General features: G+C 71.5%; 26 protein-coding genes. 7 read left to right on the forward strand and 19 right to left on the reverse strand.

What is annotated here, in order from left to right:
* Positions 1-110 precede the first annotated feature (110 nt).
* Both ACT4N7_RS11800 and ACT4N7_RS11805 read left to right on the forward strand, forming a co-directional pair.
* Positions 111-944, forward strand: coding sequence for an inositol monophosphatase family protein (locus ACT4N7_RS11800; RefSeq protein ID WP_444828706.1), 834 nt, complete (start codon positions 111-113; stop codon positions 942-944).
* Between the two features lie 72 nt (positions 945-1,016).
* The gene (locus ACT4N7_RS11805; RefSeq protein ID WP_444828707.1) at positions 1,017-1,481 is read left to right on the forward strand and encodes an SRPBCC family protein; all 465 of its coding nucleotides are present in this window, start codon (positions 1,017-1,019) and stop codon (positions 1,479-1,481) included.
* Between the two features lie 9 nt (positions 1,482-1,490).
* Here the strand turns inward: ACT4N7_RS11805 and paaE are convergent, their stop codons facing one another.
* Genes paaE through ACT4N7_RS11845 form a run of 8 tightly spaced genes read right to left on the reverse strand, consistent with a single transcriptional unit; the run spans position 1,491 to position 8,833 of the window.
* On the reverse strand, positions 1,491-2,567 hold the full coding sequence (gene paaE, locus ACT4N7_RS11810; RefSeq protein WP_444828709.1) for a 1,2-phenylacetyl-CoA epoxidase subunit PaaE: 1,077 nt from the start codon (positions 2,565-2,567) through the stop codon (positions 1,491-1,493).
* On the reverse strand, positions 2,568-3,059 hold the full coding sequence (gene paaD / locus ACT4N7_RS11815) for a 1,2-phenylacetyl-CoA epoxidase subunit PaaD (RefSeq protein WP_444828936.1): 492 nt from the start codon (positions 3,057-3,059) through the stop codon (positions 2,568-2,570). It lies immediately after the preceding gene.
* Positions 3,053-3,943: a 1,2-phenylacetyl-CoA epoxidase subunit PaaC gene (gene paaC / locus ACT4N7_RS11820; RefSeq protein WP_444828710.1), complete on the reverse strand. Its 891-nt coding sequence runs from the start codon at positions 3,941-3,943 to the stop codon at positions 3,053-3,055. Before paaC ends, paaD begins: the two co-directional genes overlap by 7 nt.
* A 52-nt stretch (positions 3,944-3,995) precedes the next feature.
* On the reverse strand, positions 3,996-4,289 hold the full coding sequence (paaB, locus tag ACT4N7_RS11825) for a 1,2-phenylacetyl-CoA epoxidase subunit PaaB (RefSeq protein WP_444828711.1): 294 nt from the start codon (positions 4,287-4,289) through the stop codon (positions 3,996-3,998).
* Entirely contained in the window at positions 4,286-5,218 is a 933-nt protein-coding gene (gene paaA / locus ACT4N7_RS11830; protein ID WP_444828712.1) for a 1,2-phenylacetyl-CoA epoxidase subunit PaaA, read from the reverse strand. Before paaA ends, paaB begins: the two co-directional genes overlap by 4 nt.
* A gap of 42 nt (positions 5,219-5,260) precedes the next feature.
* Complete coding sequence (locus ACT4N7_RS11835) at positions 5,261-5,728, reverse strand: DUF3592 domain-containing protein (RefSeq protein WP_444828713.1); 468 nt, start codon at positions 5,726-5,728, stop codon at positions 5,261-5,263.
* Between the two features lie 59 nt (positions 5,729-5,787).
* The gene (gene menD, locus ACT4N7_RS11840; protein WP_444828714.1) at positions 5,788-7,470 is read right to left on the reverse strand and encodes a 2-succinyl-5-enolpyruvyl-6-hydroxy-3-cyclohexene-1-carboxylic-acid synthase; all 1,683 of its coding nucleotides are present in this window, start codon (positions 7,468-7,470) and stop codon (positions 5,788-5,790) included.
* A 22-nt stretch (positions 7,471-7,492) separates the two neighbouring features.
* A complete protein-coding gene (locus tag ACT4N7_RS11845) occupies positions 7,493-8,833 on the reverse strand; it encodes a hypothetical protein (protein WP_444828715.1) in 1,341 nt (446 codons plus the stop codon).
* A gap of 71 nt (positions 8,834-8,904) precedes the next feature.
* On the opposite strand from ACT4N7_RS11845, the gene ACT4N7_RS11850 reads away from it, so the two are divergent.
* A complete protein-coding gene (locus tag ACT4N7_RS11850; protein ID WP_444828716.1) occupies positions 8,905-9,816 on the forward strand; it encodes a 1,4-dihydroxy-2-naphthoyl-CoA synthase in 912 nt (303 codons plus the stop codon).
* Here the strand turns inward: ACT4N7_RS11850 and ACT4N7_RS11855 are convergent.
* Positions 9,810-10,694 carry an arylamine N-acetyltransferase family protein gene (locus ACT4N7_RS11855; protein ID WP_444828717.1) on the reverse strand — a complete coding sequence of 295 codons (885 nt, stop codon included), beginning with the start codon at positions 10,692-10,694 and terminating at the stop codon, positions 9,810-9,812. The genes ACT4N7_RS11850 and ACT4N7_RS11855 overlap by 7 nt on opposite strands.
* Positions 10,695-10,872: 178 nt before the next feature.
* On the opposite strand from ACT4N7_RS11855, the gene menE reads away from it, so the two are divergent.
* Positions 10,873-12,054 (forward strand): o-succinylbenzoate--CoA ligase, encoded by a 1,182-nt coding sequence (gene menE / locus ACT4N7_RS11860; RefSeq protein WP_444828718.1) that lies wholly within the window; start codon positions 10,873-10,875, stop codon positions 12,052-12,054.
* Positions 12,055-12,225: 171 nt separating this feature from the next.
* Complete coding sequence (locus ACT4N7_RS11865; RefSeq protein WP_444828719.1) at positions 12,226-13,101, forward strand: 1,4-dihydroxy-2-naphthoate polyprenyltransferase; 876 nt, start codon at positions 12,226-12,228, stop codon at positions 13,099-13,101.
* Between the two features lie 10 nt (positions 13,102-13,111).
* Here the strand turns inward: ACT4N7_RS11865 and ACT4N7_RS11870 are convergent, their stop codons facing one another.
* The 7 genes from ACT4N7_RS11870 to ACT4N7_RS11900 form a co-directional block, all read right to left on the reverse strand.
* Complete coding sequence (locus ACT4N7_RS11870) at positions 13,112-13,579, reverse strand: hypothetical protein (RefSeq protein WP_444828720.1); 468 nt, start codon at positions 13,577-13,579, stop codon at positions 13,112-13,114.
* Entirely contained in the window at positions 13,576-14,019 is a 444-nt protein-coding gene (locus ACT4N7_RS11875) for a hypothetical protein (RefSeq protein ID WP_444828721.1), read from the reverse strand. The genes ACT4N7_RS11870 and ACT4N7_RS11875 overlap by 4 nt, the downstream gene beginning before the upstream one ends.
* Positions 14,020-14,031: 12 nt before the next feature.
* Positions 14,032-14,964 carry a WXG100 family type VII secretion target gene (locus tag ACT4N7_RS11880; RefSeq protein ID WP_444828722.1) on the reverse strand — a complete coding sequence of 311 codons (933 nt, stop codon included), beginning with the start codon at positions 14,962-14,964 and terminating at the stop codon, positions 14,032-14,034.
* On the reverse strand, positions 14,961-15,320 hold the full coding sequence (locus ACT4N7_RS11885) for a hypothetical protein (RefSeq protein ID WP_444828723.1): 360 nt from the start codon (positions 15,318-15,320) through the stop codon (positions 14,961-14,963). The genes ACT4N7_RS11880 and ACT4N7_RS11885 overlap by 4 nt, the downstream gene beginning before the upstream one ends.
* 158 nt (positions 15,321-15,478) lie before the next feature.
* Positions 15,479-16,573 (reverse strand): PLP-dependent cysteine synthase family protein, encoded by a 1,095-nt coding sequence (locus ACT4N7_RS11890; RefSeq protein WP_444828724.1) that lies wholly within the window; start codon positions 16,571-16,573, stop codon positions 15,479-15,481.
* Between the two features lie 63 nt (positions 16,574-16,636).
* Positions 16,637-16,936 (reverse strand): DUF4229 domain-containing protein, encoded by a 300-nt coding sequence (locus ACT4N7_RS11895; RefSeq protein ID WP_444828725.1) that lies wholly within the window; start codon positions 16,934-16,936, stop codon positions 16,637-16,639.
* A gap of 9 nt (positions 16,937-16,945) precedes the next feature.
* Positions 16,946-17,422, reverse strand: coding sequence for an Lrp/AsnC family transcriptional regulator (locus tag ACT4N7_RS11900; protein ID WP_444828726.1), 477 nt, complete (start codon positions 17,420-17,422; stop codon positions 16,946-16,948).
* 155 nt (positions 17,423-17,577) lie between these two features.
* Between ACT4N7_RS11900 and ACT4N7_RS11905 the strand changes: the two genes are divergently transcribed.
* Both ACT4N7_RS11905 and ACT4N7_RS11910 read left to right on the forward strand, forming a co-directional pair.
* Positions 17,578-17,793 carry a BldC family transcriptional regulator gene (locus ACT4N7_RS11905; protein WP_444828727.1) on the forward strand — a complete coding sequence of 72 codons (216 nt, stop codon included), beginning with the start codon at positions 17,578-17,580 and terminating at the stop codon, positions 17,791-17,793.
* Between the two features lie 70 nt (positions 17,794-17,863).
* Positions 17,864-18,058 carry a hypothetical protein gene (locus ACT4N7_RS11910; protein ID WP_444828728.1) on the forward strand — a complete coding sequence of 65 codons (195 nt, stop codon included), beginning with the start codon at positions 17,864-17,866 and terminating at the stop codon, positions 18,056-18,058.
* A gap of 24 nt (positions 18,059-18,082) precedes the next feature.
* Here ACT4N7_RS11910 and ACT4N7_RS11915 read toward each other — a convergent pair whose 3' ends face one another.
* From ACT4N7_RS11915 to resB, 3 genes are all read right to left on the reverse strand, one after another.
* Positions 18,083-19,498: an AAA family ATPase gene (locus tag ACT4N7_RS11915; RefSeq protein ID WP_444828729.1), complete on the reverse strand. Its 1,416-nt coding sequence runs from the start codon at positions 19,496-19,498 to the stop codon at positions 18,083-18,085.
* A 97-nt stretch (positions 19,499-19,595) separates the two neighbouring features.
* Positions 19,596-20,549 (reverse strand): c-type cytochrome biogenesis protein CcsB, encoded by a 954-nt coding sequence (ccsB, locus tag ACT4N7_RS11920; RefSeq protein ID WP_444828730.1) that lies wholly within the window; start codon positions 20,547-20,549, stop codon positions 19,596-19,598.
* Positions 20,549-22,042, reverse strand: coding sequence for a cytochrome c biogenesis protein ResB (gene resB / locus ACT4N7_RS11925; RefSeq protein ID WP_444828937.1), 1,494 nt, complete (start codon positions 22,040-22,042; stop codon positions 20,549-20,551). Before resB ends, ccsB begins: the two co-directional genes overlap by 1 nt.
* Positions 22,043-22,049 lie beyond the last annotated feature (7 nt).

Raw genomic sequence — 22,049 nt, forward strand, 5'->3', positions numbered from 1 at the left:
CCGAACACCGGGGTGGGTATCGCCGCAACGACCAACCTTGGCCTGGCGATCGACGCACCGTCATCTTCCGGTCGTGCGGCCGACATCCGGCGTGGTCACCCTAGGTTGGCATGACGCTCTTGTCCTCCCGTCCCCGCAGACCGGTGGAACCCGGCCTGCTGTCCCGAGCCCTGGAGGTCGCGGGACGCCTCGCCAACGACGCCACCGATGTCATCGTGGCGACCGCCGGGCGGGGGGCCAGGCCGGGTGTCAAGGACTCCCCGTTCGACTGGGTGACCGACACCGACCGCACGCTGGAGCGGCACACCCGGCGCGTGCTGACCGCGGAGTTCCCCGGCATGCCCGTCGTCGGACAGGAGTTCGGCGCGGACATCGGCGCCGAGGACGCGGAGTACCGGTGGGTGGTGGATCCGGTCGACGGCACCGCGAACTACGTCGCCGGGATGCCGTGGTGCGCCTACAGCCTCGCGCTGGTGGACGCCGAGGGCCCGGTCGTCGGCGTCGTCGCCGACCCGTATCGGGGCCAGATCTACGCGGCGGCCCGCGGCCGGGGCGCGCGCGCCAACGGGCAGCGGGTCTCGCTTACCGACCGGACGACAACCGCGGGCGCCATCGTGTGCACCGAGTTGGCGCGCAACGGCCCGTGGCCGGGCATGGGCGGGTTCATCGAGCGCGCGGCCGAGGCGCACGCGGGCGTCCGGGTGCTCGGCTCGGCGGCGCTGGCGATCGCCCAGGTCGCGCTCGGGCACGCGGCGGCGGCGGTGCTGCACAGCTACCACGAGTGGGACGTGGCCGGGTCGGTCGCGCTGGCCATCGAGGTGGGCGTGGTCGTCCTCGACCGGCACGGCGCGGACTCCCCGCTGCCGATCGACGGCCTGCTGGTCGCCGCGCCCGGGGTGGCCGACCAGGTGCTCGGCTGGTGGCAGGAGACCGCCATCGGCTGACTTCGTCTTCGACCGTGCCGAGTACCGCCGCACGTATTGTCCGGGCCCGGCGGTGCCGGCTACGTTTTCCCGGTGGAGCCGTCGATCTCGCGCAGCGTGGACGTCGCCGCCGACCCGCGGCGAGTGTGGGAGATGATCACCGATCTGCCGAGCATGGGCACGTTCAGCCCCGAGAACACCGGCGGCCGGTGGGTGGACGGCGCCATCGGTCCGGCGGTAGGGGCGGCGTTCCGCGGCACCAACCGCAACGGCGGCAGGCAGTGGCACACGAAGGTCACCATCGTGGCCTGCGAGCCCGAGCGCCTGTTCACCTTCGACGTCCGCACCCCGTTCGGCGTGCGGGTTTCGCGCTGGTCGTACGAGATCACGCCGACCGACGCGGGCTGCAGGCTGACCGAGCACTGGTTCCGCGTGGGCAGTTGGTTCATCCGCCGGTTCATGGGCCCCCGGGTCACCGGCAGGCTCGACCGACCCGGCTACAACGTCGAGTCGATCGAGCGCACCCTCGCCGCGGTCAAGGCCCACGCCGAGGCATGAGCCGCGCGGTCAGGCGTCGAAGTCGACCGTGACGGCGTCGGTGACCGGCAGGCCCTGGCAGGTCAGCACGAAGCCCGCGTCGAGTTCGTGCTGCTCAAGGGCGTAGTTGCGGCGCATCCTGACCTCACCCGCGACGACCTTCGCCCGACACGTGCCGCAGACGCCGCCCTTGCAGGCGAACGGCAGGTCGGCGCGCACCCGCTGCGCGGCGTCGAGGATCGGCTCGTCGAACGGCAGCGCGAGCGTGGTCTCGCGGCCGTCGAGCACGAGGGTCACCGCCGCGGTCGGACCGTCCACTCGGGACTCGTCGACCCGCTTGGGCTCGGGCGGCGGCTCATCGACGTAGAACAGCTCGCGGTGCACCCGATTCGCGGGCACGCCCCGGTCAGCGAGCAGCGCGTACGCGTCCTGGACCAGCCCGAACGGCCCGCACAGCCACCACTGGTCCACATCGGACGCGGGCACCACGCGGTCGAACAACGCGGCCATCCGCGCGGCGTCGAGCCGGCCGGAGAACAGGTCGACGTCGCTGGGCTCCCGGGAGAGCACGTGCACGAGTTGCAACCGCGCCGTGTACCGGTCCTTGAGGTCGGCCAGGTCCTCGGCGAACATCACGGTGTCGGAGCGCCGGTTGCCGTAGAGCAGGGTGACCCGGTTGGCCGGGTCGGCGGCGAGCACAGTGCCCACAATGGACAGTACCGGGGTGATGCCCGAGCCCGCCGCGATGAACGTGTGATGCCCGGGGACGTCCAGCTCCGGGGTGAAGTTCCCTTGCGGGGCAAGGACTTCCAGCACGTCACCCGCTTGCAGGGAGTCCACCAGCCTGCTGGAGAACAGGCCCCCCTCGACGCGGCGCACCCCGATGCGCGGCGCGGCGCCGACGGCCGCGCAGATCGAGTACGACCGGCGCTCCTCGCGTCCGTCGACATCCTGGCGCAGCGTCAGGTACTGCCCGGCGCGGAAGGCGAACTCGTCGGCCAGTTCCGGCGGCACGGCGAAGGTGACCGCGACGGCGTCCTCACAGAGCCGGTCGACGCGCGCGACCGGCAGCGCGTGGAAGGTCGAGCGGCGCAGTACGGCGGTCACTCAGATCTCCTTGATCTGCTCGAACGGTTCGCGGCAGTCTTCGCAGCGACGCAGCGCCTTGCACGCGGTGGAACCGAACCGGGACAGCTCCGTGGTGCGCGGCGAACCGCAGCGCGGACACGGCACGCGGCGCGCGGGCGGCTCCAGGTTGAGCGGCACCGGACCGGCGGACCGCGGGCCGATCCGTTGTGGCGGCGCGACTCCGTGCTCGGCCAGCTTGCGCAGGCCCGCGTCGCTGATCCAGTCGGTGGTCCACGCGGGGTGCAGGGTCGTGTGGACCTCGACGTCGGTGTAGCCCGCCGCGGTCAGCCGGGCGCGCAGGTCGGCGCGCATCTCATCGATCGCCGGGCAGCCGGAATAGGTCGGCGTGATGGTCACGACCACCCGGCCGCCGTCCTCCCGCACATCGCGCAGCACCCCGAGGTCGGCGAGGGTGAGTACCGGCAGCTCAGGATCGAGCACCTGCTCGGCGACCCGGCGGGCGCTCACCAGAGCGCTCCCGGCATCGAGCGGGCGACGTGCTGCAACTCGGCGAGCAGCAAGCCCAGCGCCTCGGTGTGCACGCCGTCGCGGCCGGCGACCCCGGACACCGTCGGCACGTCGGGGCGGGCCAGTTCGGCGGCGCCGAGGACGGTGTCGAGCACGGTGTCCACTTCGGACCGCAGCTCGGCCGGGTCGATCGCGACCCCCGCCTCGGCGAGGCGCAGCTCGACCGCGTGCGGGGTGAACAGCTCGTCGTACAGCGGCCAGACGCGGGCGAGCCCGGCGACCATGCGCTCGCGCGAGTGGTCGGTGCCGCCCGCGAGCCGCAGTACCCACTGGGCCGCGTGGTCGCGGTGGTAGGCCAACTCCTTGACGCCCTTCGCGGCGACGGCGGCCAGTACCGGATCACGCGATCCGGTGAGCCGCTGGAGCAGGGCGAGCCGCCACGACGAGAACAGCAGCAGACGCCCGATGGTGGCCGCGAAGTCGCCGCCGGGGCCGGGGCCGCAGTCGATCTCGACCAGCCGGACGTTGCGGAACTCGTGTTCGTCGCGCAGGTAGGCCAGCGCGTCCTCGTCGCGGCCCGCGCCCTCGACCTCGCCCGCCCGGGAGAGCAGCAGGCGCGCCTGACCGAGCAGGTCGAGCGCGATGTTGGCCAGCGCCACGTCCTCTTCCAACTCGGGCGCGCGCGAACACCACTCGGCGAGGCGCTGGGCGTAGATCAGCGCGTCGTCGCCGAGCATCAGGCTGTAGGCGGCCAGATCCTCGGTGTCCACATCGGACGGGATCGCACGGTCCACACCGGACAGCGCGGCGGTGAAGCCGGTGCCGAACGCCCAGTGCTTCTCTTCACTGTCCTCGGTCAGACCGTCATAGGCGTTGTCGAAACTCATGGCCGCCATTCCCGGGGTCGGCGTTGTCGCTGTGTCTTGCGGGACACCCGAGTCATAGGTGCGGCACGTCCTCGGGGATCGCGTAGAACGTGGGGTGCCGGTAGACTTTGTCGCCGCTGGGCGCGAAGAACGGGTCCTTCTCGTCCGGGCTGGACGCGGTGATCGCCGTGGCGGGCACCACCCAGATGCTCACCCCCTCGTTGCGCCGGGTGTAGAGATCGCGGGCGTTACGCAGCGCCATCTCGTCGTCGGACGCGTGCAGCGACCCGACGTGCACGTGGTTGAGCCCGCGCTTGCCGCGCACGAACACCTCGTACAGCGGCCACGCCGACCTCGGCTCCGTCATGCCACCCGCTCCTTGCCACTCTTCTTCGCGGCGTATGCGGCCGCGGCCTCCCGGACCCACGCGCCGTCCTCGTGCGCCGCGCGCCGGTGTTCGACGCGCTCGGCGTTGCACGGACCGTCGCCCTTGACGACCTGCCAGAACTCGGTCCAGTCGATCTCGCCGAAGTCGTGGTGGCCGCGGTCGGCGTTCCAGGCCAGCTTCGGGTCGGGGAAGGTGACGCCGAGCTTGTCGGCCTGCGGCACCGACATGTCGACAAACCGCTGGCGCAGCTCGTCGTTGGTGTGCCGCTTGATCCGCCACACCATCGACTGCTCGGTGTTGGACGACTCCGCGTCGGGCGGGCCGAACATCATCAGCGCGGGCCACCACCAGCGGTCCACCGACTCCTGCACCAGGGCGCGCTGCGCCGCGCTGCCGCGCATCATGGTCATCAGCAGCTCGTAGCCCTGGCGCTGGTGGAAGGACTCCTCCTTGCAGACGCGGATCATCGCGCGGGCGTAGGGCCCGTAGGAGGTGCGGCACAGCGGCACCTGGTTGCAGATCGCCGCGCCGTCCACCAGCCAGCCGATGACGCCGACGTCGGCGAAGGTCGGCGTGGGGTAGTTGAAGATCGAGGAGTACTTCTGCCTGCCCTCGACGAGTTTGGTGGTGAGGTCCTCGCGGTCGGCGCCGAGGGTCTCGGCGGCGGCGTAGAGGTAGAGCCCGTGGCCCGCCTCGTCCTGCACCTTGGCCAGCAGGATGGCCTTGCGGCGCAGCGACGGCGCGCGGCTGATCCAGGCGCCCTCGGGCTGCATCCCGATGATCTCGGAGTGCGCGTGCTGCGCGATCTGCCGGATCAGCGTCTTGCGGTAGCCGTCGGGCATCCAGTCGCGCGGCTCGATCCGGTTGTCCGCGGCGACGACCCGCTCGAATTCGCGTTCCAGGTCCACGCTCGCGATGTTACACCTCTACGCCAATTCCGCAGAGAAGTGTTACACCTTGAGTCGGCGCGGTCGCAGCGGGCGCAGGTGCAGCGGTCCCTGCCTGCGCAGCCACCACACCGCCCCCGCGATCACCGCCCACACCAGCAGCAGGCTGCTGACCACGGGCAGCACGGTGAGCGACGCCCCGCGCCCCGCGACCCGGACCAGGTCGGGGTTGCGCAGGTCGTACTCGATCCGCACGACCTGGCCCTCCGCCAGCGCCTCGGGGTAGAGCACGCCCGCGGCGGGCACGTGCTCGGCACCGTCCGGGGTCTGGAAGCGAACCAGCGTCCGGTTGAACGCGACGCTCACCACCTCGGCGTTCGCCCGCCCGGTGTACTCCTCGATGGCCGCGTCCTCGGTCACCGCGGCGACCACGAGCAGCACTCCGAGCGCGGTGAGCAGGGTGCCGACGGACAGCAGGACGATGGCCACGATCCGGCGCACGCGCGCCCGCGAATCGCCCGTTCGGGTCACGTCGGACTCCTCCACGTCCGCGAGCCTATCCGGCCTCCCCGCCGGCTTGATCCGCCCGATCAGCCCATCCCCTCGGCGACGACGGCGCGCAGCCGGGCGTGCAGGTCGCGCAGCCGGGCCCGATCGGTGCGCACCTCCACTACCCGCAGCCCCGGCGCGGGCTGGAGCGCGGCGGCCAAGGCGTCCGGCGAGGTGGCCAGGGTGTACGGGACGCCGTACCCGGCGCAGACCTGGCCCAGGTTGACCCCGTGCGGGGTGCCGAAGACCCGCTCGAAGCTGTGCTTGTGCTCGGCGGCGCCCTGTTCCAGCAGCGAGAAGATGCCGCCGCCGTCGTCGTTGAGGACGACCACGGTGAGGTCCGGGCGCTGCTCGGCCGGGCCGATGAGCAGGCCGTTGACGTCGTGCAGGAACGTGAGGTCGCCGATGAGGGCGTAGGTCGGGCGAGTTCCGCCCAGGGCGATACCGGCGGCGGTCGACAGGTTGCCGTCGATACCCGCGACACCGCGGTTCGCGTGCACGGCGAGGTCGGCGCGGTGGTCGGCGACCAGGTCGACGTCGCGGACCGGGTTGGATGAGCCGAGGAACAGGGTCGCGTCCGGGGGAAGGGACTCGACCAGATCGCGGGCGACGTGCAGGCCGGTGGGCCACGCCTCCTCACCGAGGAGCTTGTCCACGGCGGTCGCCGCGGCATCCTCGACCTCGCGCCACCCGGCCAGCCAGGACGGATCACGGCCCACGACGCGGGGCAGGTCGTCGCCGTCGAGCCAACCGCGGACGTGGGTCGCGACGTACTGCGGATCGGTCCACTGTGGATGGTCACCGATGCCGTAGACCGGCACCCGGTCCATCAGACCGCGCACCCCGCGCGACAGCGTCGGTCGTCCGACCACGACAACCGCGTCGGGGCGCAGCCTGCCGGGCAGGGCACCGCTGCCCAACAGCAGCGGACCCCGGCGCAGCACCCGCGCGCCGCCCGCGATGGCCGCCGCCGCACCGCTCGGCTCCGCGATGACCGGCCACCCCACCTCGGCGGCCACGGCCGCGGCCGCCCGCGCCCGCGCCGGATCGCCGCTGCCGACAACCATCAGCGTGCGGGCGGGCAGCGGGAAGTCGACCCGGTTGCCGGGGACCGAGCGGGCCGCGGACGAGGTGGTCCAGCGCAGCCGGTCGGGTCGCCCGTCGAGGTCGTCCGGCCAGTCGTCGGCAAAGGTCGGCACCAGCGGTTCGCGGAACGGGATGTTGAGCTGGACCGGCCTGCCGGTCTCCGCGCGGGCAACCCCGCGGCACACCAGGCCCCGCCACACCGGCGTGAGCCCGGCCCGCCGCTCGGCGACCGGGAAGTCGACGGCGACGGCGGCGCTGCCGAAAAGGGTGCGCTGGTCGATGGTCTGGTTCGCGCCCGTGCCGTGCAGCTCCGGCGGTCGGTCGGCGGTGATCATCAGCAGCCCCACGCCGGAGTGGTGGGCCTCCAGGACCGAGGGATGCAGGTTCGCGACTGCCGTACCGGAGGTGCACACCACCGCGACCGGGCGGCCGGTGGCGCGGCCGATCCCGAGCGCGACGAACCCGGCGGACCGCTCGTCGATCCGCACGTGCAGCGTCAACTCCCCGGCGACGGCCGCCTCGTGCAGCGCGAACGCCAGCGCCGCGTTGCGCGAGCCAGGACACAGCACGACCTGACGCACGTCGTTGCGCACGAGTTCGTCGACCACCACGGTGGCCATCGCGGTGGACGGGTTCACGAAGCTCCGTTCCGGTTGCGGGTCACCACGGGGCAGCGCCACGGGTGCTCCCGACGGGGCGGTGACAGAACAGCACCCGGGCACGCAGGGCCAGCCGGGCGATCGAGCGGCCCGCGTCGGTGAGGCCGACGCGCCGGGCGGTCCACTCGGCGTCGAGGACGTCGAGGACGCGCAGCCTGCGCAGGAACCAGGCGCCGACCTCGGCGGCGTGCGGCGCGCCGAGCCGGGCGCCGTCCGGCCCGGTCCAGGACTCCTCGCCGAGCACATAGGCGACCTTCTCGAAGATCCGGGTCGGCGCGATCCGCTCCTCCAGCAGCAGCGCGGCGAAGACCACCTCCTGGATGACGCCCAGGGCGGGCCGGTCGAGAACCACCAGGCGTTCACCGACCGTGGTCAGCAGCGAGTCGGGGGCGTCGATCAGCGTGGCGCCCCGGTCGGTGAGGTGCAGCCGGTTGCCGGTCTGGCGAACCAGGCCGAAGTCTGCGGCCAACTCCCGCAGCAGCTTGACCGGCGGCCACCGGGACTCGCTGCGACCGGTGCCGACCAGCTCGCGGCAGGTGGGCATCTGGTCGGCCAACTGGACGACGAGGCCGGTCGGCAGGTAGCCGCGGTCGGTGAGGCGGGCGCCGTCGCCGCGGCAGCCGTCGAGCAGGGTCTGCAGCGCGGGCAGGCCGGCGGCGCCGGTATCGGGGGTGCGGCGGACCTCCGGTCTGAGTCGGACCAGCAGCTCACGACGGGTCTGGCTGCCGCGGCCCAAGGTCCACTCGGCGAGCCGCTCGTCGAGGAGCTTGCCGAACCAGGTGTCGTCACCCTCGGTCTCCGGGCTGGTGAGCAGCCGCATGACCAGCGCGACACGGAGGTCTTCCCCCGTGCCGTCGGCGGTGACGGTGCCCGCCTCGATGGCCTCCTCCAGCAACCGCCCGGCCGCCGCGTGCAGGGCGGACTCGACGGGGCCCGCCTGCTCGGCCCAGGTGAGGATCGGGATGTCCGGCGGCCAGACGCCGGACTCGCGCCACGCCTGCGCGGTCATCGCCCGGTAGCGCGGCTCGTCTTCGGCGGCGTCGAGGATGCGGCCGGTCACCTCGGCCCGGCACAGCTCGGCATAGCTCGCATAGCCGAGCAGGGCCAGCAGCTCGGCGAAGGATTCGCAGGTGACGTGCAGGTCGGTGAAGGCTCCCGCGCCACCCGGGCTGCGGTGCGCCTGGGGCAGGGTGGCCCACACCATCTGCTGCACCTCGTACCGGGTGACCTTGGTCGGGTGCGCCGCGGTCGCACGCATCACATGCCAGAGGGCGTGCGCGTGCTTCGCCGCGGTGTCGTCCCGCGCGCGAATGACCTCCAGGGCTGAGTCCAGGTCGTGCACCATCCCAGCTTTACACGCCGACCCCGAACCCCGCGAACGGCTGTCCACAGGCGCGCCGGCATGCTCGCCGCGTGGCTGATCGCGAGGTATCCGAACTGTTCGACCCGACGCAGTGGCGCAAGATCGACGGGTTCGACTTCACCGACATCACTTACCACCGGGCCGTCGACACCGGTGCGGTGCGAATCGCCTTCGACCGTCCCGAGATTCGCAACGCGTTCCGCCCGCACACCGTGGACGAGCTGTACCGCGCGCTCGACCACGCCAGGATGAGTTCGGACGTGGGCTGCGTGCTGATCACCGGCAACGGCCCGTCGGCCAAAGACGGCGGCTGGGCGTTCTGCTCCGGCGGCGACCAGCGAATCCGCGGCCGCACGGGCTACCAGTACGCCGAGGGCGAAACCTCGGACACCATCGACCCGGCGCGCGCCGGTCGGCTGCACATCCTGGAGTGCCAGCGACTGATCCGGTTCATGCCGAAGGTGGTCATCGCCGTGGTGCCCGGCTGGGCGGCGGGCGGCGGCCACAGCCTGCACGCGACCTGCGACCTGACCCTGGCCAGCGCCGAACACGCCAAGTTCAAGCAGACCGACGCCGACGTGGGCAGCTTCGACGGCGGCTTCGGCTCGGCCTACCTCGCGCGGCAGGTGGGGCAGAAGTTCGCCAGGGAAATCTTCTTCCTCGGCCGGACGTACTCGGCCGACGACATGGTCGCCATGGGCGCGGTGAACCAGGCGGTGCCGCACGCGGAGCTGGAGGCGACCGCCCTGCAATGGGCACGCGAGATCAACGGCAAGTCGCCGACGGCCCAGCGCATGCTCAAGTACTCGTTCAACCTCATCGACGACGGTCTGATCGGCCAGCAGGTGTTCGCGGGCGAGACGACCCGGCTGGCGTACATGACCGACGAGGCCGTGGAGGGTCGGGACTCCTTCCTGGAGAAGCGCGATCCAGACTGGTCGCGGTTCCCCTACTACTACTGATCGGCGAGATGGCGCTCGTGGTCGGATTGCAGGCGGGCCCACAAGCCCGCCCGCCGGTCTGTGTCCACATCGGACAGTGGTAATCGGAAGATGTCGGCCAGGGCGGCGAAGTAGTCGGCCCGGGTGGTCAGGTCGACGGTGTGCCTGCCGGTGGCGTCGAGGCGTTTGAGAACGAGGCCGCGCAGGATCTCGACGGCCCCGGCGTCGCGGCGGGCGAGGGTGACCACGCGGACGAACCCCGAGTCGGGGGACGTTGTCAGGGTGTGGTGTCGGTCTTCGAAGTCGGCGACGGCGGCATCGCCCACGGCAAAATCCATGCCGAAGAACGAGCCCGCCGCGTCGTGATCGAAGCGCCAGCCGCGCGGGGACGTCGCGGAGGGCCGCAGCGCGAAGGTGAACGGCCCCTGCGCGAACACGGCCTCGACCAGCGGCGCGGGCTCGTGCAGGCCGTCGCCGAGGCCGCTGTCGACGAACCAGCGGCCGCCGGGCGATTCCTCGGTGGGCAGGCCGTGGACTTCGAGCACCAGGTGGTTGCCGACCGCGCTCGCGGGCTCCTGCTCGCTGGTGCCCTGCACGCCGCCGACGCGCCAGTGCACGTCGAAGCCGAGCCAGTCGAGCAGGATGCCGAGCGCGCCGTTGAGGTGGTAGCAATAGCCGCCGCGACCTGCGGCGATGTGCCGGACGGAGTCGAGCGGCTCGATGGTGCGGGTCTCGCCGAGGGCGAGCCAGACGACCTCGTACGGGATGCACTCGATCTGCGCGCGATGCAGCGCGCGCAGCGATTCCAGCGTCGGCGGCGGTGGGGACCGCCAGCCGAGCCGGGCCAGGTACGCGTCGCGCAGCGGCTCGTCGAGCGGGCGACGCCAGGTCTTGGTCACTCCGCAAGCGTAGAAGGGCTTCCTCGATCGCCCCTCGGAATAACCCGTGCCCTGTGGATAACTGCCCCCCTGTGGACAGTCCACTTCACGAATTCCCAATCTCATGCATCCTGATCGAGCGGCACCCGGCCGGTCCCGATCCGAAGGAGGTGAGGCCATGGGCTGACAGGATGACGATATGCGCGTAGTCCCAGTGGATCACCGGCCGACCGCGGTCGCGGAGCTGGCGCGGGCGCTGCGAGCGGCACTGGACGGGAGCGGGCCCGCCGTCCTGCCGCTTGGGCCCGAGCAGTCCGCCGACGCGATGCGGCCCGGGGAGCCGGTGGAGCCGGGGACCGCGCTCATCGTGCGGACGTCCGGGTCGACCGGGGTGCCCAAGGGGGTGCTGCTGTCGGCGGACGCGCTCCGCGCCTCAGCCGAAGCGACCCATGGGCGGCTCGGGGGTGCGGGGACGTGGCTGCTGGCGATGCCCGCCCACCACATCGCGGGGGTGCAGGTGCTGGTGCGGTCGATCCTGGCCGGCCACCCGCCGCACGTGATGCCCCTGGCGAACGGGTTCCGGCCGCGTGCGTTCACCGAGGCGGCGTCGGACGTGCTCGGCCTGCCCGGACTCCGCTACACCGCCCTGGTGCCCACGCAGTTGACCCGGCTGGTTCGGGACGGCGGCGACGGACTGGCCGCACTCCGGTCTTTCGACGCCGTCCTGGTCGGCGGTGCGGCGACGGCCAGGATGACGCTCGACCTGGCCCGCGCGGCCGGGGTGCGCGTGGTCACCACCTACGGGATGAGCGAGACCGCGGGCGGGTGCGTGTACGACGGGGTGCCGCTCGCCGGGGTCGGGGTGCGGGTCGTCGCGGGTGTGGTCGAGTTGGCAGGCCCCACGCTCGCGCACGGCTACCGCCTCGACCCGGAGGGGACGGCGCAGGCGTTCGCCGACGGTTGGTTCCGCACGACCGACCTCGGCCGCGTGTCCGCCGACGGCGTCCTCGACCTGCTCGGCCGCGCCGACGACGTGATCAACACCGGTGGCGTGAAGATCGCGGCGGCCGCGGTGGAGCGAGTCCTCACCGGGCACCCCGGCGTGGCCGAAGCCTGCGTCGTGGGTCTCCCGGATCCCGAATGGGGACAACGCATCGCGGCCGCGGTCGTCGCCGCCGAGCAGGCGGGCGGCGACGTCCCGGCGGCGGACGCGTTGCTGGCCGCGGTCCGGGCCGAGCTGGGTGCCGCGGCCGTTCCCAAGCTGCTGCGCGTCGTGGACTCCCTACCGCTGCGGGGGCCGGGCAAGACGGACCGGACGGCCGTCGCCGCGCTGTTGAGCCAGTTCGCGGAGCGGCACGGGGCGTCGGAGGGCAACGGGTAGTCGGACCCTCGTCGCCGTGCGAACGGTGGCGAGCCTCGCCGCGCAACCGGCTGACGAGGCGACGGGCGGAGGTCCGCCGCGCGTCGAGGCGACTGTCCGGTTGCGGTACCGGACCGGCTGATCGAGACCCTGTCGGCAAGCACCCGGTGTGGCATCAACGAAGATGAGGACATGGCGACTGTCGCGGAGTGGATCGAAGGCGCCCGAGTGCGCACGCTGCCGAACTCGGTGGCGCCCGTGCTCGTCGGCGCGGGCGCGGCGGGTGCCGTGGGCGGGTTCTCGGTGGTGCGGGCGCTGTTGGCGCTGGTCGTGGCGTTGGCGCTGCAGGTCGGCGTCAACTACGCCAACGACTATTCCGACGGAGTCCGGGGCACCGACGCCCAACGGGTCGGGCCGCTGCGCCTGGTCGGCTCGGGGGTCGCCGCGCCGGGCTCGGTTCGGCTGGCCGCGCTGGTGTGCTTCGGCATCGGTGCCGTCGCGGGCCTGGTGTTGGTCGCCGTGTCCGGGCACTGGTGGCTGCTCGCGGTCGGCGCGGCGTGCATCGTGGGGGCCTGGTACTACACCGGCGGCACCAAGCCCTACGGCTACTCGGGCTGGGGCGAGGCCGCGGTGTTCCTGTTCTTCGGCCTGGTCGCGGTGCTCGGCACCCAGTACGTCCAGGTGGGCCGGGTCACCTGGCTCGGGGTCGCCTGCGCGGTCGCGATGGGCTCGTTCTCGGCCGCCGTCCTGGTGACCAACAACCTGCGCGACGTGCCGACCGACCGGGTCGCGGGCAAGAACACCCTGGCGGTGCGGCTCGGAGAGCCGCGCACCAGGGTGCTCTACACCGTCCTCGTGGCGATCCCGTTCGCGGTGACGGTGGTCGCCGCCGTGGCGGAGACGCCGTTCGCGCTGGCGGGGCTGGTGGCCGCGGCACTGGTGGTGCCCGCCCTGCGGCGGGTCACCGGCGGTGAGGTCGGGTTGGCGCTGATCCCCGTGCTCAAGCAGACCGGGCTGGCCATGCTGGTCTGGGCCGTGGCCACCGGCGCCGCGATCGCATTCGGCTGACACCCGGGCGTCAAGTCCGGCGGCGGCCGCGGCGGAGGATGCCCGCGAGGAGCGGGAGCACCGTCAGCGCTGCCGCTCCCGCGAAGAACCCGAACGAGCTGGTGAACTTCTTCAGACCCGCCATCGCGCCCGTCCACACCTTGAACGAGCCCTGGCACTTGACCGTCGCCGCTCCGCTGAACCACGGCTGCAACTCGGTGACCGCGTCGTAGCGTGCGGTCTTCTGTGAGCGCACCGAGATGTCGACCTCGGGGCCGTTGTCGGGCCGGACACTGCAGCCCCGGTTGCCCTTCCCGCGCTGGACCAGGATGGTGCCGCCGGTCCAGCGGTACTCCACCACCGAGCCCGGCCGGTTGCTGCCGGAGAAGCTGGTGCCGCTGAACGTGGCCACCGCGTAGGTCAGCGCGGTCGCCGCAAGCACCAGTGCCGCCAGCAGCAGCGGCACCAGGCCGAGCCGGGCGCGAAGTCCCTTGATCACCACGCGTCGTTCCGAAGGACTATGCCGTCGCCGTCTTCGTCGTCGCGGCGGGGTGGGCGGTGGGTGCCCGCGTCGATGACGTCGTCGACCGAGTGGCCCTCGTCCAGCATCGTGTACGCCTGCTGCAGCTGCGGCAGGCCCGCCTCCAGAGCTTGGCGCACGCCCGGGTCGCCCGCGGCGCGGCCGCTGGTGACGTCGCGCCAGGTGAGGTCGCCCTGATCGATGCGGGTCTGCAGGTCGCGCAGTTCCTTGGGTGCCTCGGCGCTGCGGGCGTGCTCGGAGATCAGCCGGATGTCCTCGTCGGTGAGGCCGGTCTCCTGCTCCTCCTGCTGCTCGTACTTCTGGCCGATCTCGGCGAGGGTCGCGTCCAGCGAGACCACCGCAAGGTCGAGCTGGGCCTCGGCCTCGCGCAGTTGCACGCTCTTCCACGTGTCGTCCATGCGGGGATCTCCTTACCGGCTGCCCGAGGGCGCGGGCTGGGGGTTCGAATTCGAGTTCGACGGCGACGGCGGCGAGGACGGCGGCGGCGCGTTCGCGGCGTCCCGGTCCGCCCGGTAGTCCCCGTAGTTCTGGTCGGCCCGGTACCCGCTGCGCAGGCCGTTGGTGCCGCCCGAGCGGACGTCGCCCGCGCCGGAGCTGACCGACTCCCGGCCCTCGTTGATCGTGTCCCGGGAGTCGGCCAGATCGTTGCCGGAGTTGATCGCGTCGTTGAGGTTGCGGACGTCCTGGATCTTCGACAGCGCGGTGCCCAGGTCCTGCACGCCCTGGATGACCGTCTGGCAGCCCTCGATGATCTGCTGGATGCCGCGGATGATCTCCATGATCGCGTTGTAGATCTCGATCGCGTCGACGACCAGCTTGACCGCGCGCGCCCAGCCCACGATCGGGATCGGGATCAGCGCGATGGCCTCGATTAGCTTGTTGATCAACTTCTTGATCAGCTTGAGCGCAAGCTCGCAGGCTTTCTTGGACGCTTCGGCGACCTTCTCGAACGCGGTGCCGATGAGCTTGGCGGCCTGCGCGTCGACCTCGATGCCGACTGTCCACACTGTCTGGATGAGCAGCGAGAACTTCTGCGCGGCCTCGCCGTCCCAGTGCGGGTCGAGTTCGCCGAGGCCGCCGTTGAGGTTGTCGCGCACGGCCTGCAGGGCCTCGGAGATGTTCTCCCACTGCTTGCCGGTCGTGCCGATCTTCTCGAAGTCGCCGGTGATCGGCGTGATGATCGACTCGACCAGGTTGCTGCCGGTGACCTGCTCCCAGATCCAGTTGACGACCTGGACCTGCAGGCCCGCTTCGGCGATGGCCTCCTCGATCTTCGGTCCCTCGCCGAGGGTTTCGGTGTTGGCCAGCGCGGTGTTCGGATCGGACACGTCGGCGTAGCTCATCGGGCACCTCCAGACACGCTCGGGATGTCGCCAGCCGCCGTCGAGCGCTGACCGTCCACAATGGTCATTCGGTTGCTGTTCGCCTGGTCGGCCTGCTCGTATCCGGCCGCGGCGTCCACAAGGGAGTCCTTGACCCCGACCAGCTTCTCGTTGGCGAACCGCAGCGTGTCCGCGTAGAGGCCGACCACCCCGTCGACCACCGGCACCAACAGGCTCAGCAGACCGGTGAAACCGCTGGTGTCGCCACCCTTGTCGCGCGCGTGTGCCTCGATGGTCGTGAAGTGACCCGCGTTGCGATCGAGCAGGCCCGCGTACCCGCGCAACTGCTCGGGTACGACCTTGAACTGTTCACCCATCGGTGCTCCCTGACTCCGGCTGATCCCCTACAGCGCGTCACGCCGCCTACGTCCCGGGTTGACGGTCCCGTTCGGACGCTGGTTCCAGCCTGGCACGAGCACTTTTCCATTGCGAATCGGTCACCGCGAATCGGGGCACACCGACAATCCTTGACGGACTATTGGTCGCCCCAGCGGCCGGTGGCCAGGAAATCGCGGAGAAACGCTTGGTGGGGCGCGATGTCGAGGCCCTGCGCGGCCAGCCACGCGTCGTCGTAGTAGGTGTGCACGTAGCGCTCGCCGCCGTCGCAGAGCAGAGTGACGACGCTGCCCGCCTGGCCTGCCGCGGTCAGTTCGGCCACGACCTGGAACGCGCCCCACAGGTTGGTGCCGGTGGACCCGCCGACGCGGCGCCCGAGGATCTCCTCGACCACCCGGATCACCGCGATCGACGCCGCGTCCGGCACCTTGATCATCCGGTCGATCACCTGACCGAGGAACGACGGCTCGACCCGCGGCCTGCCGATGCCCTCGATCCGCGAGCCGCGGCAGCCGGTCAGGCTGGGCTCAGCGTCTCGCCAGGCGTCGAAGAAGACCGAGTTCTCGGGGTCGACCACGGCGAGCCGGGTGTCGAGCGCGCGGTAACGGATGTAGCGCCCGATGGTGGCGCTGGTGCCGCCCGTGCCCGCGCCGACGACGACCCAGTCCGGCTCGGGGTAGGGCTCCATGGCCATCTGCTCGAAGATCGACTCGGCGATGTTGTTGTTGCCGCGCCAGTCGGTGGCGCGCTCGGCGTGGGTGAACTGGTCGATGAAGTGGCCGCCGAGGTCGTCGGCGAGGCGGCGGGACTCGGTGTATATCTGGCCGGGCTCGTCCACGAAATGGCAGCGCCCGCCCTGCCGCTCGATCAGCTCGACCTTCTCGCCGCTGGTGGTGCGCGGCATGACGGCGATGAACGGCAGGCCCAGCATCCGGGCGAAGTACGCCTCGGAGACCGCCGTGGAACCCGAGGACGCCTCGATGACCGGGGTGCCCTCGACTATCCAGCCGTTGCACAGCGCGTAGAGGAACAGCGATCGGGCGAGCCGGTGCTTGAGCGAGCCGGTGGGGTGGGTCGACTCGTCCTTGAGGTAGAGCCGCACGTTCCAGTCCAGCGGGAGCGGGAACGGCAGCAGGTGCGTGTCCGCGCTGCGGTTGGCGTCCGCCTCGATGATGCGGACGGCCGCGCAGACCCAGGACCGGGTCTTGGCGCTACAGCGGTCGACCGCGGTCATCGGACCTTCACCACCCGAGCAGGACGAACACCAGCGCGGCGACCAGTACCTGTCCGACGACGTTCATGGACCCTCCTCGGGTGCGGGCTCGCCGCGCAGTTCCGCGCGCAGTCGAGCACGCTCGGCGTTGCGTTCCGCGCCGCGCTCGGCGAGGCCCGCGGTGACCCGGCTGTTCAGACCGCGGAACAGCAGCAGGCCGAGCGGGAACCCGACGACGACCGCGATGGCCAGGCTGACCAGCAGCGGGATGTCGAACAGCAGCAGCACCCCGGCGACGGCGGCGACCAGCACGACGCGGCCACCCGTGTAGAGCGCGATGTCGCGCCCCAGGTTCGCACCCGGCTTGTCCTGCTCCTCCTGCACGGGCGGAGGCTACCGCGCGTCACCGTCGGACTCGTCGGCCGGCTCGGCGGTGTTCGGCCTGCCCTCGAACCGGGTGGACAGCACCACAGTCGAGCGGGTCCGGGCCACGCCGTTGATCCGGCGCAGCCTGCCGAGCGCGCGCTCCAGGTCGTCCACTGTGGCCACCCGGACCTTGACCACGAACGCCTCGTCGCCCGCGACCCGGTAGCACGACTCGACCTCGTGCAGCTTGCCCAGCGCGTCGGCCACGTCCTCGTCGTCGGCGGTGTCGGTCGGGTGAATGCCGACCAGCGCGGTGACGCCGAGGCCGACCGCGCGCGGGTCGACCATGGCGTGGTAGCCGGTGATCACCCCGGCGGCCTCCAGCTTGCCCACCCGCTCGTGCACGGCGGAGGCCGACAGCCCCACTTGCCTGCCCAGGTCGGCGTAGGTGACCCGGCCGTTGGTGCGCAGCGCCGCGATGATGCGGCGATCCACTGAGTCCACGACGGCAGCGTACGGCCCCGGACCACCCTGTCCGAACCAGCCGATTTGTCCCTTACTACCTCTTTACCATCAGCCAACCGTTCGAGTACCTGAAGGGCGAGATGCCACGATGCTCCTGATTTGCCCATAGTGGGACGAGTCACGGAGGTGGCGAAGTGACGATTGCGCCCGTCGGAGAGCGTCTGCTGACCCCTGGGGAGGTCGCCGCGCTGTTCCGGGTCGACCCCAAGACCGTCACCCGGTGGGCCACGGCGGGCCGCATCGGGTCCATCCGAACCCCGGGTGGGCACCGCCGGTTCCGCGAGTCCGAGGTGAAGTCCCTGCTCGCGGAGTTGACCACCGAGGCAGGCGAGCAGCCGGAGCGCGGGTAGCGTCACCACACGCCCACGAAACCGACAAACGGGCTAATCTCGAACACCTGACCCGTTCGGAGGTGGCTCCATGATCTATCTGCTCGGCGTGATCGGCGCACTGACGGTCGCCGTGCTGCTGTGGCGGGCGTTCGGGGTGCAGACCGCCGGTGCCACCCAGCGCCGGTCGGCCCCGATCGCGCCGGACGACGACCCCGAGTTCCTGCGCGGGCTCGACGAGAACCGCAAGCGCAAGGACGAGGACGGCACCCCGCCGCCCGCCTGAGCGCGGCGGACGGCGGACACCGGTTCAGCGCAGCCGGTTCATCTCGTTGGGGAAGTCGTCGGCCACGGTCGAGGCCATCTCCAACAGCGCGAGCCTGGTCTCGGGCGCGAGCCGGTCCAGTTCGATCTCGGCGCCCTCCTCCAGGTGCGGGTCGAACGGGATGCGGCACACCGCGCGGCAGCGCGACCCGAAGTGCTGGGAGAGCTTCTCCAGGTCGACCGAGCCGGACTTCGGTCGCACCGAGTTGATCACCGCGACGGAGCGGGCCACCAGGTCGCGGTAGCCGTGGGCGTCGAGCCAGTCCAGGGTGGCCGAGGCGCTGCGGGCGCCGTCGACCGAGCCGGACGAGACGATCACCAGCGAGTCCGCGATGTCGAGGACACCCTTCATCGCCGAGTGCATCAGACCGGTGCCGCAGTCGGTGAGCACGATGTTGTAGAAGTGCTCCAACAGGGCGACCGTGCGCCGGTAATCGTCCTCGCTGAACGCCTCCGACACGGCCGGGTCCTGCTCGCTGGCCAGCACTTCGAGCCTGCTGGGGCCCTGCGAGGTGTACGCGCGGATGTCGCTGTAGCGGCGGATCCGGTTGGCGTCGCGCAGCAGGTGGCGGACCGTGGCGGTGGTCTCCAGCGGGATCTTCTGACTCAGCGTGCCGCGGTCGGGGTTGGCGTCGACCGCGATGACCCGATCGCCGCGCAGTGAGGAGAAGGTCGAGCCGAGCGTCGTAGTGGTGGTCGTCTTGCCGACGCCGCCCTTGAGGCTCAGCATCGCGATCTTGTAGCAGCCCCGCAGCGGCTGGTTGACCCGGGCGATCAGCTCACGTCGGTGCAGGTCGGCGGGGCTCTCGCCGACGTTGACCAGGTGGCCGGTGGCCTTGTAGACGGCCTTGCGCCAGCCGGACTGCGGCGCGCGCTTGGTCTGCTTGAGCAGCCGCGCGGAGGACAGCTCGTCGCTACGGCCCGCGGGTGCCGGACCGCGCTGCTGGCCGGGTGGCGGGCCTGCCTGCGGGTAGGGCTGGCCGGCGTACGGGTGCGGCTGCCCCACCCGGTGCGGACCGGACTGGCCGGGACCGCCCTGGTACGGGCCGTGCGGACCCGACTGGCCCGCGACCTGGTGCGGGCCGGACTGCGCCGGGTTGACCTGGTGCGGGCCGGACTGGCCCGCGACCTGATTCGGACCGGACTGCGCCTGATTGACCTGGTGCGGGCCAGAGGAGCCCGGAGCGGCTTGGCCCGGCCGCGCCGGGTCGCGGTGCGGACCCGACGACGCCGGGTCCGGGTGTCTGGTCGAGTCGGTTTTCGCGTCGTCGTCGAGGTGGGAACTCGCGGCGGGCGCGGGCCCGAAGTCGTGCGTGTCGGCGTCCGCGTCATGCGCGGCGCGGCCGCCGTCGGGCACAGGCGGCCGCCAGGCCACGTCGGACTCTTCTTGGCGTCCAGTCACCCCTGGAACCCTCCTGCATGCGGTGAGCGGGGAACTTCCCGCCCTCGGTTGCGACGGTAGTCGCTTACCGCCGCGGACACAGAAAGGGGGTGACCGGCTACGCGTAGGAGTGCAGGCCGGAAATGACCAGGTTGATGAAGAACAGGTTGAACACGATCATGGCGAACCCGGTCGAGTTGATCACCGCGGCCCGGGTGCCGCGCCAGCCCGCGGTGGCGCGCGAGTGCAGGTAGCCCGCGTAGACGACCCACGCGACGAACGCGACGGTCTCCTTCGGGTCCCAGCCCCAGAACCGGCCCCACGCGGCCTCGGCCCAGATCGCGCCGCAGATGATGCCGAAGGTGTAGATCGGGAAGGCGAAGATCGTGGTGCGGTAGGCGAGCCGGTCGAGGGTGTCGGAGTCGGACAACTTCGGGCCGATCCGGGCGAAGCGCGCCGGGTTTGCCTCGTTGCGCACCTTGACCAGGTACAGCACGCTGATCACACCGGGGACGAGGAACAGCCCGCTGGAGATGATCGCCGCGGACACGTGCACGACCAGCCAGTACGACTGCAGCGCGGGCTGCACCGGGGCGGCCTCGGTGTAGAGCACGGTGCCGCCGAGGAACATCAGGATGACGACCGGGGTGAGCACGAACGCGCCCAGCCTGCGCACGTCGAACCGGCGCATCAGCACCAGCCAGGTGACGACGGCGACGAACATCGTGGCGGCGCCGTACTCGTACATGTTGCCCCAGGGCGCGCGCCCGGTCGCCACCCCGCGCAGCACCAGCGACGACAGGTGCAGCACGGCGCCGAGCACGGTGAGCGCGACGGCCATCCGGCCGAACCGCTCCGGCCTGCTCCGCCGCGGCGCCTCGGCGATGATGCCGATCCGCGGGGTGGTGACCGGCGCGCCCGCGCCGACCAGCTCGCGGGCCTGCTCCGACTTCTTCGCCGCGCGGCTGAACGCCTGCTCGACGGCGTAGCAGACCATGGCGAACACGTAGATCAGGGCGGCGGCGCCGTAGGTCCAGTCGCTGTAGGTGGCCAGCGTGTCGTTGACCGGCATCAGGTGTCCCTCCGGGGAGTGCGCAGCTCGGCTGCGATCCTGCTGAATTCCTCGCCGTAGCCCGCCTGGTCGGTTCGGGCGAGGCCGCCGACCGAGACCACGGTACGACCTTCGCCGTCGGGGGCGGCACGCACCCACAGCCTGCGCCGCTTGACCGTCAGCGAGACGCCGAGGCCGAGGATCATCAGCACCGCGAAGCCGAGCACCCAGCCTTGGGTCGGGTCGTGCGAGACCTGCAGCGACACCCACCGCTGCACGCCGTCGAACCGGACCTTGGTGCCGTCGTCGAGCGCGATCTCGCCGCCGGGCTTGAGGTTCTCCCTGGCCACGCGCACCAGCCTGCCGCTGTCGACCAGCGCGCGGTCGATTTCGAAGATCGATTGGCCGCGGCCGGAGTCGATGCCGAGGTCGCCGCGCATGACGTCGACGGCGACGGCCGGGTCGGTCAGGTCGGGGAAGCCGGAGGTCAGGATCTTGTCCTGGATGAGCGCGGTGGGCGCGAACAGCCCGGTGACGGCGATCTGGCGCTTGCGGCGTTCCGCGGAGTCGGTGACGCCCGGCGGGTCGAACTTGGTGGCGCCCTCGGACAGCAGCGTGAGGCTGTCGACCGGGCGCCATTGCAGGGTCTGGGTGCGGCGCTGGCCGTCCGGGAAGGTCACGGTGAACGTCGGGGCGTAGCCGTGGCCGAGCAGGTAGACGCGGTCGCCCGCGGTGCGCAGCGGCTCGTTGACGCGCAGGTCGTAGGGCCGCCAGGTGCCCGTGTCGAGGTCGGTGCCGGACTGGTAGTCGATGTCCGCGATGAACTGGGCGGCCTGGCCGTTGGGCAGGTATTCGACGGCGAAGTCGTTGACCCGCACGCAGAACGGTTCGAGGTCGGTGCCGTCGACGCGCAGGCCGGGGCGGAACGAGTCGTAGCCCAGGGTGCCCGCGTTGCAGAACTCGGCGCCGTTGGCCAGCACGATGACCTGGCCCTCGTAGTTGACCATCTTGCCGAGCGCGAGCGAGACGATCAGGCCGAGCATGGCGAAGTGGAAGACCAGGTTGCCGGACTCGCGCAGGTAGCCGCGCTCGGCGCTGAGGCTGTGGGCGCCGCCGTCTTCTTCACGCTCGATCTGTCGCCAGCCGCGCAGCCGGGTGCGGGCGGCGGCCAGCACGTCGGCGGGCGCGGCGTCGGTGGTGGCCGACTCGTGGTGTGGCAGGCGGGACAGGTTGCGCGGGGTGAGCACGGGCTGTTGGCGCAGGGCCTTGGCGTACTCGACCGTGCGCGGCACCAGGCAGCCGACCAGCGAGACGAACAGCAGCAGGTAGATCGCGGAGAACCACACGCTGGCGTAGACGTCGAAGAACTCCAGCCGGTCGAGGAACCGGCCCCACCAGCCGTTCGCGGCGATGTACGCCTCGACGTTGGGCGGGTTCAGCGACCGCTGCGGCAGCAGCGCGCCCGGCATCGCGGCCAGGGCGAGCAGGAACAGCAGCACCAGCGCGGTGCGCATCGAGGTC

This window comes from Actinokineospora sp. (genome assembly GCF_052390155.1).
In the GTDB taxonomy this organism is placed as follows: domain Bacteria; phylum Actinomycetota; class Actinomycetes; order Mycobacteriales; family Pseudonocardiaceae; genus Actinokineospora.

Bases quoted from the DNA above. Each gene is read 5' to 3' on its own strand.
- ACT4N7_RS11875 (WP_444828721.1), bottom strand. From the start codon at position 14,019: ATGGACGACACGTGGAAGAGCGTGCAACTGCGCGAGGCCGAGGCCCAG.
- resB (WP_444828937.1), bottom strand. From the start codon at position 22,042: ATGCGCACCGCGCTGGTGCTGCTGTTCCTGCTCGCCCTGGCCGCGATG.
- paaC (WP_444828710.1), bottom strand. From the start codon at position 3,943: ATGAGTTTCGACAACGCCTATGACGGTCTGACCGAGGACAGTGAAGAG.
- ACT4N7_RS11865 (WP_444828719.1), top strand. From the start codon at position 12,226: ATGGCGACTGTCGCGGAGTGGATCGAAGGCGCCCGAGTGCGCACGCTG.
- ccsB (WP_444828730.1), bottom strand. From the start codon at position 20,549: ATGCCGGTCAACGACACGCTGGCCACCTACAGCGACTGGACCTACGGC.
- ACT4N7_RS11885 (WP_444828723.1), bottom strand. From the start codon at position 15,320: ATGGGTGAACAGTTCAAGGTCGTACCCGAGCAGTTGCGCGGGTACGCG.
- paaB (WP_444828711.1), bottom strand. From the start codon at position 4,289: ATGACGGAGCCGAGGTCGGCGTGGCCGCTGTACGAGGTGTTCGTGCGC.
- ACT4N7_RS11910 (WP_444828728.1), top strand. From the start codon at position 17,864: ATGATCTATCTGCTCGGCGTGATCGGCGCACTGACGGTCGCCGTGCTG.
- ACT4N7_RS11890 (WP_444828724.1), bottom strand. From the start codon at position 16,573: ATGACCGCGGTCGACCGCTGTAGCGCCAAGACCCGGTCCTGGGTCTGC.
- menE (WP_444828718.1), top strand. From the start codon at position 10,873: ATGCGCGTAGTCCCAGTGGATCACCGGCCGACCGCGGTCGCGGAGCTG.
- ACT4N7_RS11800 (WP_444828706.1), top strand. From the start codon at position 111: ATGACGCTCTTGTCCTCCCGTCCCCGCAGACCGGTGGAACCCGGCCTG.
- ACT4N7_RS11880 (WP_444828722.1), bottom strand. From the start codon at position 14,964: ATGAGCTACGCCGACGTGTCCGATCCGAACACCGCGCTGGCCAACACC.